Raw genomic sequence first — 18,203 nt, forward strand, 5'->3', positions numbered from 1 at the left:
GCGTTTTCTGCTTTAGACCGACTGTTCGCCGAATGCGCGGCGCAGGGCATTCATCTTGGCATGGGTGAACTGCTTCGCGATTGACGTATCCGCTCCAGCACCGTCGAAGCCGTGAAACGCCCCCGGCACGATATGCAATTCAGTTGCGACGGCATCGTCGATCAGTCGCTTGGCATAGGTGATGTCTTCATCGACGAACAGGTCGATAGAGCCGACGCCGATAAAGGCGGGCGGCAGGCCGGCCAGGCTTTTCGTGCGGGCCGGTACTGCTGTTACGGGGACGGTTGCGGTGCCGGGCTGTTGCCCCAGGAATGACCGCCATCCGAACACATTTGCCGGTACGTCCCAGCCGATGACGCCGATACCGGGCGGCGGCATCCGCGTGCTGCCGGTGCGATCGTCGAGCATCGGATAGATCAGGCACTGGAACATCACCGGCACTTCGCCGCGATCCCGAGCAACAATCGCCAGTAGCGCAGCATGACCGCCCCCGGCGCTTTCGCCCATCACGGCAATGCGTTTGCGGTCGACGCCGAGCGTCGCAGCGTGATCGTACAGCCATTTCAGAGCAGCGTAATTCTGTTCGACCGACACCCGATAGGTTGCTTCTGGCGCAAGCGCGTAATCGACGGTGACGATGGTGCAGTCGAGCGCCTTCGCCATTTCCTGTTTGGGCCTTATCTCGCTGCGGGCACTGCCCAACACGAAACCACCGCCATGGGTATGCAGGATCGCCGGGCGCTTTGTCCCGCCTGCATTGATCACATAGATGATCACGTCGGGAATGCCCTTGCCGACGGGAATGCTGTGCTTGGCAAATGGAATGTCGGGCAGGGGAGGTGCCACCGAACCATCAATCTGTTTGCGGATATTCAGATAGTTTTTGGTAAGCGGCGGGCCGTTTCGCCACGCTGCTTCCTTGCGTGCGATGGACAGAAGTTCGGGATTGACGAGAGCAAGCGCAGCCTTTGTCTTCGCATCAAGCGCTTCTGCAAACAAAGGCGAACCGTCGCCCAGCGTCGCCATCGTTCCCAACAGCGCTACGCCCCTCGCGATGTCGCGACGTGTAAATTCCGGCATTTGACCTCTCCTGTATGCTCGTCAGGGTTCGGCATATCCGACATGTAAAAACGAGCGATCATCCCGGAAACGCCAATGTCGGATGTGGTTCTTAAACCATGCCTATGGTTGCGATAACAAGACCGGAGTCAAGCCATTGAATCGGCGTGTCAAAAAGAAACATCCGACGTGGTATCCGTATGCGATAGTGAAGCCTCAATTTTAGGTGCGCCGAAAGGGTCTGGCGTAGTCTCAGCTCTTTTTAGCCTGCTTCGTCCCGGTGACGACGCGGCCGGTCCGCTGCAGCTTGCCCCAGCCGACCTGCGGGCCGCGTACCGCCTGAGCGATGGCTTTCAGCACGACATAATACATCACCTGTCGATAGCCGATCCGCTGCGGAACGAGCAGCCACAGCAGCCGCCAGCGTTCACGCCGCTCAAGTGCAAAGGCGACCGTCGCAGCGAGCAGGTCGATTGCCGTGAATACCAGCCAGTAGGCGAGCATCTTTTCGACATCGTGCGATGTCTGTGCCCAGCCGTGCGCTTCGACCGCCAGGTAGGTGGTGAAGAAACTGACCAGCAGGGCGAGGTCGATGATCGGCGATATCGCCGCCAGCACGATCTGGAACACGATCGCCTGCGGCAACCCGATCCGGGCGAGGCCGCGTGGCTTGCCGGTGGCCATCACCGCGCGATGTTTCCACAAGCATTGCAGTGTCCCGAATGCCCAGCGGAAGCGCTGCTTGGCCAGCGACCTGAAGCTTTCGGGTGCTTCCGTCCACGCTACCGCGAACTGGTCGTACCGCACCGTCCAGCCCGCGCGCTGGATCGCGATGGTCAGATCCTGATCTTCGGCCAGCGTATCGTGCGGATAACCGCCCACCGCACGGATGGCCTCAAGCCGCCAGGCACCGACTGCACCCGGCACCACGGTGATGGCGTTCAGCCTGCCCAGCGCACGCCGTTCCAGATTTTGTGCAGTGACATATTCCAGCGCCTGCCAGCGGGTGACGAGGTTGACGCGATTGCCGACCTTGGCATTCCCGGCCACCGCGCCCAGGGTTGGGTCTTCGAACCAGCGTGCAAGACGCGCGATGGTGGTCGGCTCGAACTGCGTGTCGGCGTCGAGTGCGATGACGATTTCGGATTCGACCAGCTCAAGCGCCCGGTTGAGTGCCCGGGCCTTGCCGCCATTTTCCAGCGTCAGCAGGCGGACGCGCGGGTTACCCGCAAAAGCCTCCGCAACCACGGCACTTGTACGGTCGGTTGAGCCGTCATCGACAACGATCACATCGACTCTGACCTCGGTTGACGCCAGCACCCCGTTGACGGCCCGTTCGATTACACGTTCCTCATTGAACGCAGGGATCAGAACCGTCACCGAGCGTCGGGGATCAATTTCCGGGAACACCTCGCGATTTTCGCGCCGCGCCTGAATCAATGCCAGCGCCGACAGGGTGATTGCACGCAGGATGCCGATGCTGATCGCAAAGAAGAACAGCCAGCGCAATGCAATAACGATGCCGCCGAGGATCGTAAACAGCGCCAGATCGGCCCCCGCCATCATCCGGTCACTCTGAGAAATCGGCGGCATCACCGTTTCGTGCGACAGGCCAGCCAGGGTGGAAACGGGTACGAACCGATAGCCGTGCGCGCGCAGCTGATCGATAATGATGGGCAGCGCAGCCACGGTTTGCGCGCGATTGCCTCCCCCGTCATGCAACAGAATGATGTTGCGACTGCAAGCCGCGTCGGCGTTCGGACCGCAACTGGGCGCAGCTTTCAGCACTTCATTGATGACGGTCTGGATAATCTGATCCGTGCCCGGCCGTTTCCAGTCGTTCGGATCGACGTGCAGGCCAACCTCGATATAGCCGTGTTTTTGCGCCTGAAGTGCGGGGTCGATTTCGTCGGCGGTCGTGGGTTCAGCATCGCCGAGATACGGTGCGCGGAAGAGACGCAGCGAATGGCCGGTAAAGGCCTGGAACAGGCGCTGATTGGCGTTCAGCTCCAGCATCACCTGGCGATGCGAGACATTGGCGAGGTTGGGGTGGGTATAGGTATGGCTGCCGACCTCATCCCCGTCGCGGATCATTCTTTGCAACAGGCTGCGCTGCGTAAGAGCATTTTCGCCGACGATGAAAAAGGTTGCCGGGACATGCTTTGCTTCGAGGATGGACAGGATTTTGGGCGTCCATTCCGGGTCCGGTCCATCATCGAACGTCAAGGCCAGGTCACCGCGGATATTGCCGGTTCGCTTCACCACATAGGGCGACGGCAGACGTCGAAACACGACATCGTCGATCAAGCCGTTCTTCGATGCCGTTGCCACACGGTCGCCGGATACCGGCGAAGCAGTGATTTTGAGGATTTCGCCGGCGCCTTCAATATCGACATTCGTACCGGCCGGAATGGCATCGATTGCGGATGGTGCAGGCAGTGCCCGGTGGTCGCGACCGAAAATTGACCACAGACCGGGGTCTTCCGACCCCAGTCGCCACAGGGCGACTTCATCAATCCCCGCCTGCTTCAGGAAATGTAGCTGATTATAGGCCGATGCGGCGTCGAGCAGCCAGATCACATGGCGGCTGTCGCCGTCCTGAAACGCGAATCCGGAGTTGCCGCTGGCTTTGTCCCAGCTCGGCATAGCACCCGAATCGGCCGCTTCCTGCCATGCTTCCTCGACGTTCAGAGAATCGCCGCCATGATCGTGCCAATCATAGGCATAGTTGCCGAACGCAACGACCAGTTTCGATCGCGGGATACCGCGAGAAGCGTGTGCGACCTCTTGTGCGAACCATTGCTGCGATGCGATCGGTCCTGCCGGACCGCTCGTTTCATGTTCGTCATAGGTCATCAGGAACAGCTTATCGACGACCCGGGCATAGGCGGGCAGGTTCCAGTCCGGATCGCCGACCGGTGCGGCAATCGCAACCACCCATCCATGAGGCGCGAAACGCCGATGCGCCTCGGCCAGAACATCGCGATAGTCGCGCTGTGCTGAGCGCGGCAGTTGTTCGAAGTCGAAGAATATGCCGCCTGCATGATTGCGGGTGACATAATTGCTCAACGTGTCGAGCAGGGCGTTTCGCGCGTGTGGGTCATGCAGCAGCGCGGCGGTATCCTTGCTGTCCCACTGATCGTTCAGGACATTCTGGATCATCGGAAGGATGACCGGCCTATGGACTGCCTGATTGATGATGGCACGTCCCGAATTGTCGGAAAACTGAGTAATGTGATGATCGGGGCCGGTGATCGACAGCCATCCGGGAATCAGCCAGTCGAGCTGATTGATATGCCGTTGCAGCGAAGCGGTGCTCGACGGATCCCATGGCGCGGAAAAGGCGATGGCCAGCGGAACATCGGTGGCCGCATGTTTTGCCGGACTGCTTCCAAAAATATGCCGGGCGTACCAGTCGATATTGCGTTTGGTGCGCACGAATACACTTTGATGCGGCGGCTGCAGCTTCCGCATCGCCTGCGCTTCCGACCGGAACGGCAGCAATGGCGCGTTCGGTACCGCACCGACGGATACGAAAAAGACCGCGGCTGCCAGAATCAGCAGCGCGATAAAGGCGATAACGGCAATAAGAAAACGGCGTTTTCTACGTCCGGAAGCATCGTAGAAAACCGAAAGATCAGCCATGGGGCGAGCGCCATCTCAAAAGCAACGCGCGCCCATAGCAGGCGTGGTGCCGAATGCTATTAGTTTTTTCAACCTGAATGGCGGCTGCACATGTTTTTCGTCATACCATCGGAGAAACGGGTGCCGGCAGCCAGCCTGAATACGGCTCATCGCGGTTAAAAAGCGACAAGCGGGGGAACCATGCACCCCCTCCACGGGTAGATACCATAGTGTTTTTCCGCAAATTCGAGAGGGGGCCGTCATGGCTGACAAGACCGTTCCGCATACCACCAACGACGCCGGTATTCGCGTTCAGAGCGACGAACATTCGCTGACGATCGGACGCGACGGGCCGATCGTCCTCAACGACCATTATCTGCTCGAGCAGATGGCGAACTTTAACCGGGAGCGCATTCCCGAACGTCAGCCCCATGCCAAGGGCGGCGGTGCGTTCGGCCATTTCGAAGTGACGCAGGATGTGAGCAAATACACCAAGGCAAAGGTGTTTCAGCCCGGCAGGAAAACCGATGCGCTGATCCGTTTTTCGACGGTGGCAGGCGAACGCGGCAGCCCGGACACCTGGCGCGATCCGCGCGGTTTTTCGCTGAAGCTTTATACCGAGGAAGGCAATTTTGACATGGTCGGCAATAACACGCCGATCTTCTTCATTCGCGATCCCATCAAGTTTCAGCAGTTCATCCGCAGTCAGAAACGGCGCGCGGACAATGATATGCGCGACCACGATATGCAGTGGGATTTCTGGACGCTATCCCCCGAAAGCGCGCATCAGGTCGCCTATCTGATGGGGGACCGCGGTATCCCGAAAAACTGGCGGGAGATGAACGGCTATTCCAGCCACACCTACAGCCTCATCAACGCCGATGGGGAGAAGTTCTGGGTGAAGTTCCACTTCCACACGGATCAGGGCGACGGCAACGCCTATCTGAGCCAGGAAGAGGCGGACAGGCTGGCGGGGTCGGATGGCGATTACCATCGTCGCGACCTGTTCGAAAATATCGCCAGGGGGAATTATCCCAGCTGGACGCTCAAATGGCAGGTCATGCCCTATGAGGATGCAAAGACCTATCACATCAACCCGTTCGACCTGACCAAGGTCTGGCCGCACGAGGATTACCCGCTGATAGAGGTCGGCAAGCTGGTGCTCGACCGCAATCCCACCGATTTTCATACCGAGATCGAGCAGGCGGCATTCGAACCGAACAATATGGTGCCGGGCGTCGGCCTGTCGCCGGACAAGATGCTGCTTGCCCGCGGCTTTTCCTATGCCGATGCCCATCGCGCGCGGCTGGGCGTCAATTACAAGCAAATCCCGGTCAACAAGCCGAAAAGTCCCGTTCACAGCTATAGCAAGGACGGTGCGATGCGGGTCGAGAATGTCTCCGATCCCGTCTATGCACCGAACAGCTATGGCGGTCCGGCGGCGCAGCCCGACCTCACCGGCGAGGCGGGGCTGTGGCAGGCCGATGGCGAGATGGTGCGTGAAGCCTATACGCTGCGCGAAGACGACGATGACTGGAGCCAGGCAGGCAAGCTGGTCCGCGATGTCATGGATGATGCGGCGCGCGCACGCCTTGTCGGCAATGTCGTCGGCCATCTTTGCGATGGCGTGAGTGAGAAGGTGCTGCAACGCGCTTTCGAATATTGGCGCAATATCGACGAGGAAACCGGCAAAAACATCGAGAAGGGCGTACGCGACAAGCTGGGCGGCAAGTCGGACCAGCCCGGCATGGCATCCGCCGTCAAAATCCCCGAACCGGCCGAATAAAGGCCGCGTCTCATACCCTGCAAAAGGCTGCGGATTTTTTGAGTCCGCAGCCTTTTTTCTTATCCCGCTGCCTTGGTCAGTCCGCGTGACAGTTGCAGCGCGCCGTTCAACCGTGCCTTCGGATCGCCCCATGCCCGAGTGATCACCAGCTTCATGTCGGGGCGCAGCTTTGCCGTGCCCTTCAGCCGCTCGACATAGCCGAGCAGGCCATCGACATTGGGGAATCTGTCTTCATGGAAGGTGACAAGCGCGCCGCGCGGGCCAACATCTATTTTCGCGATACAGGCGCGTTTGGCATTCAGCTTGGTCTCGATGAGGCGCAAAAGGTTTTCGGTCGGGTCGGGCAGCTTGCCGAACCGGTCGATCATCTCGGCCGCAAACGCCTCGATCCCCTGCTTGTCCTCCACCTCGTTCAGGCGGCGGTACAGACCCATGCGCAGGTCGAGATCGGGAACATAGTCTTCGGGAATCAGGATCGGCGCATCGACGGTGATCTGCGGCGACAGGTCGCGTGGGCGTTCGTCTTTCAGTCCGCCCGATTTGACGTCGAGGATCGCCTCTTCCAGCATCGACTGATAGAGTTCGTAGCCGACTTCCTTGATGTGCCCCGACTGTTCGTCGCCCAGCAGATTGCCCGCACCGCGAATGTCGAGATCGTGGCTGGCAAGCTGGAACCCCGCGCCCAGACTTTCAAGGTCGCTCAGCACCGTCAGGCGCTTGGCCGCAGCCTCCGTCATCTGCCGTTCGGGCGGTGTCGTCATATAGGCATAGGCGCGCGTCTTCGCCCGGCCGACGCGTCCACGTAGCTGGTAGAGTTGGGCCAGTCCGAACTTGTCAGCGCGGTTGATAATCATCGTATTGGCGGACGGAATATCGAGGCCGCTTTCGACGATAGTGGTGGAGACCAGCACCTCGAACTTCTTGTCATAGAAAGCGCTCATACGCTCCTCGACTTCGCTCGGGGCCATCTGGCCATGCGCGACGACATAGCGCACCTCTGGCACTTCCTCGCGCAGGAACTGCTCGATATCGGGCAGGTCGGCAATGCGCGGCGTGACGAAATAGCTCTGCCCGCCGCGATAATGTTCGCGCAGCAACGCTTCGCGCAGCACTACCGGATCCCATGGCATGACATAGGTTCTGACCGCCAGCCGGTCGACCGGCGGCGTCTGGATCACCGACAGCTCGCGCAGACCGCTCATCGCCATCTGCAATGTGCGCGGGATCGGCGTTGCGGTCAGCGTCAGGACGTGGACATCCTCTTTCAGCCCCTTCAGCCGCTCCTTGTGTGTCACGCCGAAACGCTGTTCCTCATCCACCACGACAAGCCCCAGCCGCTTGAACTCGACCGCCTTGGCGAGCAAGGCGTGGGTGCCGACGACGATGTCGATGGTCCCGTCGGCCAGCTTCTCTTTAGTTGCCTTCATCTCGGCAGCGGGCACCAGTCGCGACATGCGGCCGATTTCGATGGGAAAACCTTCGAACCGCTGGGTGAAGTTCTGAAAGTGCTGGCGTGCGAGCAGGGTGGTCGGGCACACCACCGCGACCTGCATCCCCGCCATCGCCGCGACAAAGGCGGCGCGTAACGCCACCTCGGTCTTGCCGAAGCCGACATCGCCGACAATCAGCCGGTCCATCGGCTTGCCCGCGCCAAGATCGTTCAACGCATCGGCAATCGCGCGATCCTGATCGTCGGTTTCTTCATAGGGGAAGCGATCGACGAATGCCGGATAGCCGCCCGCATCGGGTTCCGCGACCTGTGCCTGACGCAGCGCGCGCTTGGCGGCGGTGGCGATCAGTTCGCCCGCGATCTCGCGGATGCGCTCCTTCATGCGCGACTTGCGGCGCTGCCAGGCCTCACCGCCCAGCTTGTCGAGGCTGGTGCCTTCCTCGCTGGAACCGTAGCGTGAGAGCACTTCCAGATTTTCGACCGGGACGTAGAGCTTGTCGCCACCGAGATAGGTCAGTGCCACACAGTCATGCGGGCTTTGGCCGACCGGAATCGACATCAGCCCCTCATACCGCCCGATCCCATGCTCGGCATGGACGACCAGATCGCCGGGCGAAAGTGTCGCAAGCTCGTTCAGAAACGCGTCGGTCGATTTCTTGCGCTTGCGCCGACGCACCAGCCGGTCGCCCAGCATGTCCTGTTCGGTCAGAACCGCAACGTCGGGCGCGGTAAAGCCGTGATCGAGCGGGAGGACAACCAGTGCCACGCCTGCGTCGGCGGCACCCAGCGCATGGTGCCAGTCCTCAGCCTCCCGCATCCCCGTCAGGCCATGATCGGCGAGCAGTCCGGAAAGGCGTTCGCGCGCGCCGGGCGAGTAGCTGGCGAGCACCGGCTTCCTGCCGTCCTTGCGCAGTGATGCGATATGGGCAACGACCGCCTCATACACATTGGCGTTCGCCGCACGCTCCGGAGCGAAGTCGCGTGGCCCGTCCACCCCAAAGTCCAGCACGGTCGCGCTTTCCGGCTCGTGAAAAGGGGTGGTGGTATGCGCTCGTATAGTCTTCAGCCGCTCCGACCATTCATCGGGTAGCAGATAGAGCCGATCCTCACCCAGCGGACGATAGCTGCCGGGATCGCCGGATTGCGCGCGCACGCGGTTGGCGTGATAGTCGGCAATCGCTTCGAACCGGGCATCGGCGGCACCGGAATCATTGGCGTCACGCAACACCACCGCATCGTCGGGCAAGTGGTCGAACAGCGTTTCCAGCCGCTCCTCGAACAGCGGCAGCCAGTGCTCCATGCCTGCCAGTCGACGCCCTTCCGAGATCGCCTGATAGAGCGGATCACCGGTTGCGGTTGCGCCGAACAGATCGCGATAGCGTGAACGGAAGCGCTTGATGCTGTCCTCGTCGAGCAGCGTTTCAGATGCCGGGAGCAGGGTAAAGCCGTCGACCCGGCCCGTGGTACGCTGATCGGCCGGGTCGAAAGTCCGCACGCTTTCAATCTCGTCGCCAAAGAAATCCAGCCGCAACGCCTGCTCCGACCCCGACGGAAACAGGTCGACCAGCCCGCCGCGTACCGCGAACTCGCCCGCGTCATTGACGGTATCGACGCGCGTATAGCCGTTTGCCTGTAACAGCGCGGACAGCTTCTCCAGCGAAATCCGTTCATCGGGCGCCAGGCGTGCCACCAGTTGGCGGATACGAAAACGGGTCAGCGTGCGCTGCGTCGCGGCATTGACGGTGGTGAGGAACAGGCGTGGCCCCTTTGCCTTTTGCTGGAGCGCATGCAGCGCCGCCAGCCGCTCGGCCATGACACGCAGCGTCGGGCTGGCACGGTCATAGGGGAGGCAATCCCATGCCGGATAGGAAATGACTTCAAGCTCCGGCGCGAAATAGGGCGCGGTGGACGCAATCGCGCGCATTGCCGCTTCGTCGGGAGCAATGAACACCGCGCCGCCCGGCGTGGCCCGCGCCAGATCTGCAAGCAACACCGGCTGGAACCCGGCGGGGACGCCCGACAGGGTCAGCGGCTGGTCGGCGGAAAGAAGAGTTTGAAGGTCAGGCATCGGGTTTCTGTTGTCATCCCAGCGAAAGCTGGGATCGTTTTCGGATAAGCAATGCGCTTGAAATTGGGCGACCCCAGCTTGCGCTGGGGTGACGTTAAGTTGACCTATTTCGCGATCGGGACGAAATTCAGCTTGCGCATGGCAGCGATCATGTCGCCGTTAAAGCGCTTCGGCACCGGCTGCGTACCCAGCGCCCATGCCATGATATCGACGTCCTGTTCTTCCAGCAGGGTTTCGAACTGGGCGATCTCGGCATCGTTCCATGCCAGATGATGCGCGTCGAAAAACCCGCCGATCATCAGGTCCGCTTCCTTGGTGCCACGATGCCATGCACGGAATCGCAGGCGTTTAAGGCGGGTTTCGCGGTCCATCACAGCTCCAACAGCAACATGGCCGGCAGCGCAAAAGGACGCAGTCGGCTTCATCAGTGGTGGAAATAGGGAGTCTCTTCGCAAAAGGCCAGTGGCGGAGATGAGCGTCGCGTATGCGCATTTCTGTCGCCCCCGCTTTCCCCGCGCGCATGTCTGTCCTATTCGCACTCTGATGCGTCCCGAACTGCTCAACCCGCTCTTTGCCGAGATCACCGCACTGAAAGGCGTGGGCCCGGCGCTTGCCAAACCGCTGGAGCGGCTGGGGCTGGAGCGTGTGGTGGATGTCGCCTTTCACCTGCCGACCGGCTGGATCGATCGGCTGCCGCGCGACGAGCTCGACATGGCCGACGCCGGACGAGTCATCGCGATCACGCTGACGCCGACGGACTATCGTATCAGTGCCGGGCGCGGGCCGATGCGGGTGCATGCGACGGATGCTGCGGGCAATATGGTCAGCCTTGTCTATTTCGGCGGCTCTTCAGGCTGGGTGAAGAAGCTGCTGCCCCTTGGAGAGGCGCGCCGGGTTTCGGGCAAGCTCGAAACCTATGGGCAGGAACTGCAGATCATCCACCCCGATTATGTCGTCCCGCCCGCGGAAGCAGACGACCATCCGGAGCGGGAGGCGATCTATCCGCTGTCGGAGGGGATGACCTCAAAGCGGTTGGCGCAGCTTGCCGCGCAGGCGATCGAGCGGGCACCCGTCTTGCCCGAATGGATCGAGCCGGGGCTGAAGGAGCGGCATGGCTGGCCCGACTGGCGCGAGGCACTGGCGCGGATCCACGCCGACCCCGCCGATGCCAAGGCACGCGAGCGGCTCGCCTATGACGAGATTTTTGCCAACCAGCTTGCGTTGCTGCTGGTGCGCGGTGCCGCGCGGGCAAAGCGTGGACGGCCGCTGACCGGCGACGGGCGGCTGCGTGCCATGCTGAACCTGCCGTACAGCCCCACCGGCGCACAGGCACGCACGATCAGGGAGATAGAGGGCGACCTTGCCCAGCAACGCCCCATGCTGCGCCTGCTGCAAGGCGATGTCGGATCGGGCAAGACGCTGGTGGCGCTGATGGCGCTGTTGATGGCGGTGGAGGCGGATGCACAGGCGGCGTTTCTGGCCCCCACGGAAATCCTCGCGCGCCAGCATTATGAGACGCTGTCGCAGATGCTCGCCGGACTTCCCGTCAACCTCGCCATCCTGACCGGACGCGACAAGGGGAAGGGACGCGAGTCTACGCTGATGGGCCTTGCCGACGGGACGATCGACATCCTGATCGGCACGCATGCGATTTTCCAGCAGGGCGTGGAGTATCGCAACCTGGGCCTGGCTGTGGTGGATGAGCAGCATCGCTTCGGCGTTGCCCAGCGTATGATGTTGCAGGCCAAGGCAAAGGTGCCGCCGCACCTGCTGGTGATGACGGCGACCCCGATTCCGCGCACGCTGACACTTGCCCAATATGGGGAGATGGATGTCAGTCGCCTCGATGAGATGCCGCCGGGTCGCCAGCCGGTGGAAACCAGCGTCATCTCCGATGAGCGGCTGGCCGAGGTGGTGGAGGCGCTGGGCCGTCATATCGCGGGCGGGGGGCAGGCCTATTGGGTGTGCCCGCTGGTTGAGGAAAGCGCCAAGACCGATCTTGCCGCGGCGGAGGATCGCGCCGCGACGCTGACCTCCCGGTTCGCGGGGAAGGTCGGCCTTGTTCACGGTCGTATGAAGGGGCCGGAAAAGGATGCGGTGATGGCGCGCTTTTCCAGCGGGGAACTCAGCGTGCTGGTTGCAACCACGGTGATCGAGGTGGGCGTTGACGTGCCCAATGCGACGCTGATCGTGATCGAGGGTGCCGACCGGTTCGGCCTTGCCCAGCTTCATCAGTTGCGCGGACGGGTGGGGCGCGGCGGTGGTCGCTCCATCTGTCTGTTGCTGCGCGGCGGCAGCCTTAGTGAGACATCGCGCGCACGGCTTGCCCTGATGCGCGAAACCAATGACGGCTTCCGTATCGCGGAGGAGGATTTGCGGTTGCGTGGGGCCGGAGAATTGCTCGGCACGCGGCAATCGGGCGAGATGCAGTTTCGGCTGGCGACGCCCGAAAGCCTTGAAACGCTGCTGGCGGCCGCGAATGCCGATGCCCGTCTGCTGATTGATCGCGATGGCGGGCTGGAAGGCGAGCGCGGCGCAGCAGCGCGAGTCGCCCTATATCTGTTCGAACGCGACTCAGCAGTGGGCCTGTTGCGATCGGGTTAGGCCGTGAACCCATAAACGGCACTATCGAGGTTTGAGCCAAAATGACGTGGTGCAAGGAGGAAAGGCGCAGGAATATGTCAATATTTTCAGACTTTTCGACGCTGCACCGGGCCATTTGGGCCAAATCCCGCAGGGACGTCCAAATGGCTTCCATCTCGAACCGAACGCCGCTTGCAAAGGCAAAGAGCCTTTGCCGCGCGTCGTTCGGCCCGATCTGTTCGCCATTTGGACGCCTCGATGGTGCCGTTTATGGGTTCACGGCCTAGTTTAGCTCAGGCGGACCAATGCTGACAGCATGTCGAAATATTGCGCGCGATCAATGACCTGACGGAACTGGCATCCCATGCGACCGCCCAGCCACCAGCGCACTTCCGCATCGATATTGCCAAGCTTGGGCAGGCTGATTTCCACGCTATCGCCCTCCGCCAGTTCGGTGTCGCACCGCATCATCAGCCCGCAAGCGGAGATATTGACGATCAACACGGAAATCTGTTGCGCGTCCGGGCCGATCAGACGGGTGCGATACTGTACCGTATCGCGATCCACCGATCGCTCATCATCCAGCGCAAGATTGCCGTAAAACATAGCTGATTAGCCCCTGTACTCGATAGCAGGGATAGGCGGAAAATTCTGAACTGTTTGAGAAAAAACAGGTTTAACGGAAATTTGTTCTTGTTTTCTCACCGTGAATTGAATGCCGGCCGATCGTGTGAGGCGCAGGGTTCCGCAGGCATGATACATCAAAGTGCTAGTGGCACGGCCATGGTATTAAACCTTTTTAGCCATCGAAGGATTAATTCCACGCTGATAATAATATCAACCAATCGGGGCCGCAAACATTATTAGGAAGGGGGACTTCCATGGAGGTGGTTGCGGCCATATTGACATATAATCGTATTGACCTTGTTCAAAGGTGCATTTCGTCAATACTTGATCAAAAAGCGATTAAAACAAAAATTATAGTTGTTGATAATGGAAGTTCCGATGGAACCGAAAACATTATTAGCAAATATGATAGCGAGAAAGTGTATTTTCATCGGATAGATCGTAATATTGGTGCCGCGGGCGGCTTTAATACGGCCTTGAAACTTGGCTACGAAAGCGGCGCAGATTTCGTCTGGATGATGGATGACGATGTTATCTGCGACCCGAACGCACTCGAAAAGCTGCTCGAAGCTTTTTCATTGCTGCGAGAGCAAGGACAGCAAGTGCCGTATCTCGTGTCAAAAGCACACGCCCCTTCCGGCGCAGTGACCAACGTTCCTGATGTGGACCATCGCCTCAATGCTCTTGCTTACCAGCACTGGTCGCAATTTCTGGAGCACGGACTGGTTCCGGTATCGCGCGCCACCTTTGTCTCGGCGCTCTTTCCACGAAAGACGATCCAGCGTTTTGGATTGCCTTTGTCACGCATGTTCATCTGGGGGGAAGATAGCGAATATACGTTGAGGGTCACCCGAGAGGCACCCGGTTTTCTGGTTGGAAGCAGCCATGTCGAGCATGTCCGCGCGGCCGCAGGGGCACCCGATATCGTCACCGAGCAGAATGCGGTGCGCGTTGCCTGGCATCGCCACAGAATTCGGAACGACATCTATATCGACCGAAAATATCGTCGCAAACGCGCAGTTTTGCGACGGATCGTGAACAATCTGAAGCTTGTCATGCAATTGATGGCGCGTCGTGAATTTCACAAGGCGCGTATCGTGCTGACGGGGATCGTTCAGGGGATCTTCTTTAATCCCGAACCGGAACAGGTGGGCGCATGCGGCACGCAGAGGAACAGCGTGCCGACACCACCGGAAACAGCGCCGGAACGGGAAAGGATACTCCTGAAGGGGTGAGCAGCAAAGGGGCCTGACGAAATGCGAATATTGGTCACGGGAAATCTGGGATATGTCGGCCCTGCTGTCGTGCGACAGTTGCGCAGCGAATATCCTCTTGCCGAAATCCACGGCTATGACCTTGGTTTTTTTGCGCATTGCCTGACGAACGCGCAGGAAAACCCGGAACGCTATATCGACCATCAGGTCTATGCTGACGTCCGGGCAATTGATCCCGATTATCTTCGTGGTTTCGATGCGATCGTCCACCTCTCGGCGATATCCAACGATCCGATGGGCGATCGCTTTGCGCAGGTGACGCGCGCGATCAATCAGGATGCCTCCGTGTCTCTGGCGAAAGCGGCAAGTGAAGCGGGGGTCGGTCACTTTGTCTTCGCATCGAGTTGCAGCGTCTATGGGGTCGCCTCCGGTGGCGCGCGGCGGGAGGGGGATCCGCTCAATCCCATGACCGCTTATGCTTCCTCCAAGATCGGGACTGAACAGGCGCTGGCCGAGCTTGACGGCGATATGGTGATTACCTGCCTGCGGTTCGCGACTGCCTGCGGCATGTCGCCGCGGCTGCGTCTGGATCTCGTCCTCAATGATTTCGTGGCGGGCGCAATGGCGACCGGGCGGATCACGGTATTGAGTGACGGGACGCCCTGGCGCCCCCTGATCGATACGCAGGATATGGCGCGTGCCATCGCCTGGGCGTCGGGACGGGCGGCGGACAATGGCGGACGCTTCCTTGTTGTTAACGCAGGCAGCACCAAAAGCAACTATCAGGTCCGGGAACTGGCTGAGGCAGTCGGTCGGGCGCTGCCGGGAACGGCGATTTCGATCAATACCGACGCACCGGTCGACAGCCGGTCCTATCAGGTCGATTTCGGCCTGTTTGAACGGCTCGCCCCCCGACATCAGCCGCTGGTGATGCTCGAACGGTCGATCGCCGAACTTATCGCCGGATTGCGGGGTATGGGTTTTGCCGATGCGGATTTCAGGCACTCCTCCCTGATCCGGCTGCACACGCTTCAGGGGCATTTGTCTTCCGGGCGATTGTCGGAACGTCTGCAATGGCAACAGGGTGAACGAAAGGCAGCGGCATGAAGGTAGCGCTTCTTGCCGGTGGTTTCGGAACGCGGCTGAGCGAGGAAACGCAGGTCCGTCCAAAACCGATGGTGGAAATCGGCGGGCAGCCTATCCTGTGGCATATCATGAAATATTACAGCCATTACGGGCTCACGGACTTCGTGGTGCTCGGTGGCTATCGCGTCGAGTTCATCCGTGACTATTTTCTGAATTACCGGTCGAACCATTGCGACTTTACCATCGATCTGGGATCGGGCGGGGTCGACTGGGTGAGCGCGGTGAGCGAGAATTGGCGCGTGACCGTGCTCGATACGGGGCTGAATACGATGACGGGCGGCCGTATCCGGCGTGCGCGCTCGGTGCTGGGGAATGACAGTTTCTGTCTGACCTATGGCGACGGACTGAGTAATGTCGATCTGCCGCGCCTGATCGACCATCACCGCGAACAAAAGGCATGGTGTACGCTGACCGCAGTGGTGCAGCCGGGACGCTACGGTGCGCTGAAGCTCAGCGATAATTCCGGGCAGGTGCTCGGCTTTCGTGAAAAAGGCGTGGGCGATGGCGGCCTCATCAACGGCGGTTATTTCGTCTGCGAGCCGGAGATGATCGACCTGATCGACGATGACAGTTCGGTGCTGGAAGCGGAGCCGATGGAGCGGCTGATCGAGCGCGGCAAACTCGCCAGTTTCCGGCACGAAGGATACTGGCAGAGCATGGACTCGCTGCGCGACCGGCACCTGCTGGAAGCCGAATGGAAAAACGGGGCGCCCTGGCGCGTGTGGGAGTGACGCGATGATCCTGGTCGATACGGCGCTTGCAAAGCGTGAGGCGGAAGGCAATCCGATACGCGTGGCGGTGGTCGGCGCGGGGTTTCAGGGTGCTGCCATCGTGCGTCAGATCGTCACGTCAACACCGGGTATGCGGGTGGTCGGCGTTGCCAATAGAAATGGCCGGAAAGCGATATCCGCTTTCGCCGATGTGAATATCAAGCCGCTATATTGCGAAGGGCGCGGCGCAATCGAAAACGCGATTGCTGCGGGACAGCCGGTTGCCACGGAAGATGCGATTAGCCTGGCACAGGCGGATGGTGTCGACGTGGTGGTCGAAGTGACCGGCTCAATCGAATATGCTGCTCAGGTTGTCATCGCCGCAATCGATGCCGGCAAGCATGTGGTTCAGATGAACGCCGAACTGGACGGTACGGTCGGGCCGATCCTGAAATCGAGGGCGGATGCGGCCGGTGTGCTCTACAGCTTTTCCGATGGCGATCAGCCGGGGGTTCAGATGAACCTCTATCGCTTCGTGAAGGGGCTGGGTGTGACGCCGGTGCTGTGCGGCAATATCAAGGGACTGCACGATCCCTATCGTGACCCGACCACGCAACGTTCCTTTGCCGAAAAATGGGGGCAGAAGCCCGCAATGGTCGCATCCTTTGCCGATGGTACCAAGATATCGTTCGAGCAGGCGATCGTCGCCAACGGCACCGGTTTTCGGGTTGCGCGCCGGGGGATGCTCGGCCCCGATTTTTCGGGCGGCAATCCGACCGCACCGCTCGTGCCGCTTGAGGAAACGGTTTCGGCCTTTGCCGAAGTGCTGGACGCTGCCGACACAGGACTGGTCGATTATGTCGTCGGCGCGCGACCCGGGCCCGGCGTGTTCGTGCTGGGCACGCATGATGACCCGCGCCAGCAGCATTTCCTCAATCTCTACAAGCTCGGCACCGGTCCTTATTACTGTTTCTACACACCCTATCATCTCTGCCATTTCGAGGTGCCGACCGCCATCGCGCGGGCGGCGCTGTTCGGCGATGCTGTGCTGGCGCCGGCGGGTGCGCCGCAGGTAGGCGTCATCGCGGTGGCGAAGAAGCCGCTGTCTCCAGGGGAGGAGATATCCGAATTCGGCGGCCATGAATGTTATGGGGTTGCGGAGAACAGCGACGTCATGGAGCGCGATGACCTGTTGCCCCTGGGCATTGCCATTGGCGCGACCGTCATCCGTCCTGTGGTCAGGGATCAGCCGCTGCGCTTCAGCGACGTGCAACTGCCCGCCGATCGTCTGGTGGATCGCCTGTATGCCGAACAATGCGCGTTGTTCGGCCGACAGTCGGTTGCGGCCTGAAACGGGGCGGGGGCCATGCATTTTCAGTCCACGTCCTTGTCCGACGCGACGCTGATCGAACTGCAACCATTCGGCGATCAGCGCGGGATGTTCGCCCGCACCTATTGCCGTGATAAATTCATGGCGGCCGGCCTTCCGACCGAATGGGTGCAACAGAACATGTCCACCTCCGCAAACCGCGGCACGATCCGCGGCATGCATTTTCAGCGTGCGCCGCATCGCGAGGGCAAGCTGATCCGGTGCGTGCGCGGAACCATATTGGATGTCATCATCGACCTGCGCGCAGACTCGCCAAGCTATCTGCAGCATGAAGGGTTCGAACTCAGCGACGGCAACAAGCATCAGCTTTTCGTACCCCCCGGCTTCGCCCATGGCTTTCAGACGCTGACCGACGATGTCGAGGTCACGTATCTGGTCACCGAGCGCTACACGCCGTTGGCCGAAGGCGGCGTGCGGTATAACGATCCGCAATTTGCTATCGACTGGCCGCTGCCGGTTTCGACGATTTCGGACAAGGACGCCGCATGGCCCCTGTTCGATTCTCTGCACCCTCTGGCGTTGTAAGGGGGTTTCTATGGGTATCAC

General features: G+C 60.5%; 12 protein-coding genes. 7 read left to right on the forward strand and 5 right to left on the reverse strand.

Annotated elements, in window-relative coordinates:
* Positions 1 to 12 precede the first annotated feature (12 nt).
* Positions 13 to 1,080 carry an alpha/beta hydrolase gene (locus tag FHR23_RS07990; protein WP_184002669.1) on the reverse strand — a complete coding sequence of 356 codons (1,068 nt, stop codon included), beginning with the start codon at positions 1,078 to 1,080 and terminating at the stop codon, positions 13 to 15.
* Positions 1,081 to 1,311: 231 nt separating this feature from the next.
* Positions 1,312 to 4,704, reverse strand: a complete 3,393-nt coding sequence (locus FHR23_RS07995) for a glycosyltransferase (protein WP_184002671.1) — start codon at positions 4,702 to 4,704, stop codon at positions 1,312 to 1,314.
* A 241-nt stretch (positions 4,705 to 4,945) separates the two neighbouring features.
* On the opposite strand from FHR23_RS07995, the gene FHR23_RS08000 reads away from it, so the two are divergent.
* On the forward strand, positions 4,946 to 6,469 hold the full coding sequence (locus FHR23_RS08000; RefSeq protein ID WP_184002673.1) for a catalase: 1,524 nt from the start codon (positions 4,946 to 4,948) through the stop codon (positions 6,467 to 6,469).
* Positions 6,470 to 6,528: 59 nt separating this feature from the next.
* On the opposite strand, the gene mfd is transcribed toward FHR23_RS08000, so the two are convergent.
* Both mfd and FHR23_RS08010 read right to left on the reverse strand, forming a co-directional pair.
* Positions 6,529 to 9,987, reverse strand: a complete 3,459-nt coding sequence (gene mfd, locus FHR23_RS08005; RefSeq protein ID WP_184002675.1) for a transcription-repair coupling factor — start codon at positions 9,985 to 9,987, stop codon at positions 6,529 to 6,531.
* 104 nt (positions 9,988 to 10,091) lie between these two features.
* A complete protein-coding gene (locus FHR23_RS08010) occupies positions 10,092 to 10,358 on the reverse strand; it encodes an FAD assembly factor SdhE (protein WP_184002677.1) in 267 nt (88 codons plus the stop codon).
* A 172-nt stretch (positions 10,359 to 10,530) separates the two neighbouring features.
* Here FHR23_RS08010 and recG point away from each other — a divergent pair, with 172 nt between their 5' ends.
* Complete coding sequence (gene recG / locus FHR23_RS08015) at positions 10,531 to 12,591, forward strand: ATP-dependent DNA helicase RecG (RefSeq protein WP_184002679.1); 2,061 nt, start codon at positions 10,531 to 10,533, stop codon at positions 12,589 to 12,591.
* A 267-nt stretch (positions 12,592 to 12,858) separates the two neighbouring features.
* On the opposite strand, the gene FHR23_RS08020 is transcribed toward recG, so the two are convergent.
* A complete protein-coding gene (locus FHR23_RS08020) occupies positions 12,859 to 13,176 on the reverse strand; it encodes a PilZ domain-containing protein (protein WP_184002681.1) in 318 nt (105 codons plus the stop codon).
* Positions 13,177 to 13,451: 275 nt separating this feature from the next.
* Between FHR23_RS08020 and FHR23_RS08025 the strand changes: the two genes are divergently transcribed.
* The 5 genes from FHR23_RS08025 to rfbC are packed head-to-tail and all read left to right on the forward strand — an operon-like array spanning position 13,452 to position 18,182.
* The gene (locus FHR23_RS08025; RefSeq protein WP_184002683.1) at positions 13,452 to 14,432 is read left to right on the forward strand and encodes a glycosyltransferase; all 981 of its coding nucleotides are present in this window, start codon (positions 13,452 to 13,454) and stop codon (positions 14,430 to 14,432) included.
* Between the two features lie 21 nt (positions 14,433 to 14,453).
* On the forward strand, positions 14,454 to 15,518 hold the full coding sequence (locus FHR23_RS08030; RefSeq protein WP_184002685.1) for an NAD-dependent epimerase/dehydratase family protein: 1,065 nt from the start codon (positions 14,454 to 14,456) through the stop codon (positions 15,516 to 15,518).
* Positions 15,515 to 16,288, forward strand: coding sequence for a glucose-1-phosphate cytidylyltransferase (rfbF, locus tag FHR23_RS08035; RefSeq protein ID WP_184002687.1), 774 nt, complete (start codon positions 15,515 to 15,517; stop codon positions 16,286 to 16,288). Before FHR23_RS08030 ends, rfbF begins: the two co-directional genes overlap by 4 nt.
* A gap of 4 nt (positions 16,289 to 16,292) precedes the next feature.
* Positions 16,293 to 17,618, forward strand: coding sequence for an NAD(P)H-dependent oxidoreductase (locus FHR23_RS08040; protein ID WP_184002689.1), 1,326 nt, complete (start codon positions 16,293 to 16,295; stop codon positions 17,616 to 17,618).
* 15 nt (positions 17,619 to 17,633) lie between these two features.
* Positions 17,634 to 18,182 (forward strand): dTDP-4-dehydrorhamnose 3,5-epimerase, encoded by a 549-nt coding sequence (rfbC, locus tag FHR23_RS08045; RefSeq protein ID WP_184002691.1) that lies wholly within the window; start codon positions 17,634 to 17,636, stop codon positions 18,180 to 18,182.
* The last annotated feature ends 21 nt before the right edge of the window (positions 18,183 to 18,203 follow it).

The organism is Stakelama sediminis (assembly GCF_014199335.1).
Taxonomy (GTDB): Bacteria; Pseudomonadota; Alphaproteobacteria; order Sphingomonadales; family Sphingomonadaceae; genus Sphingomonas; species Sphingomonas sediminis.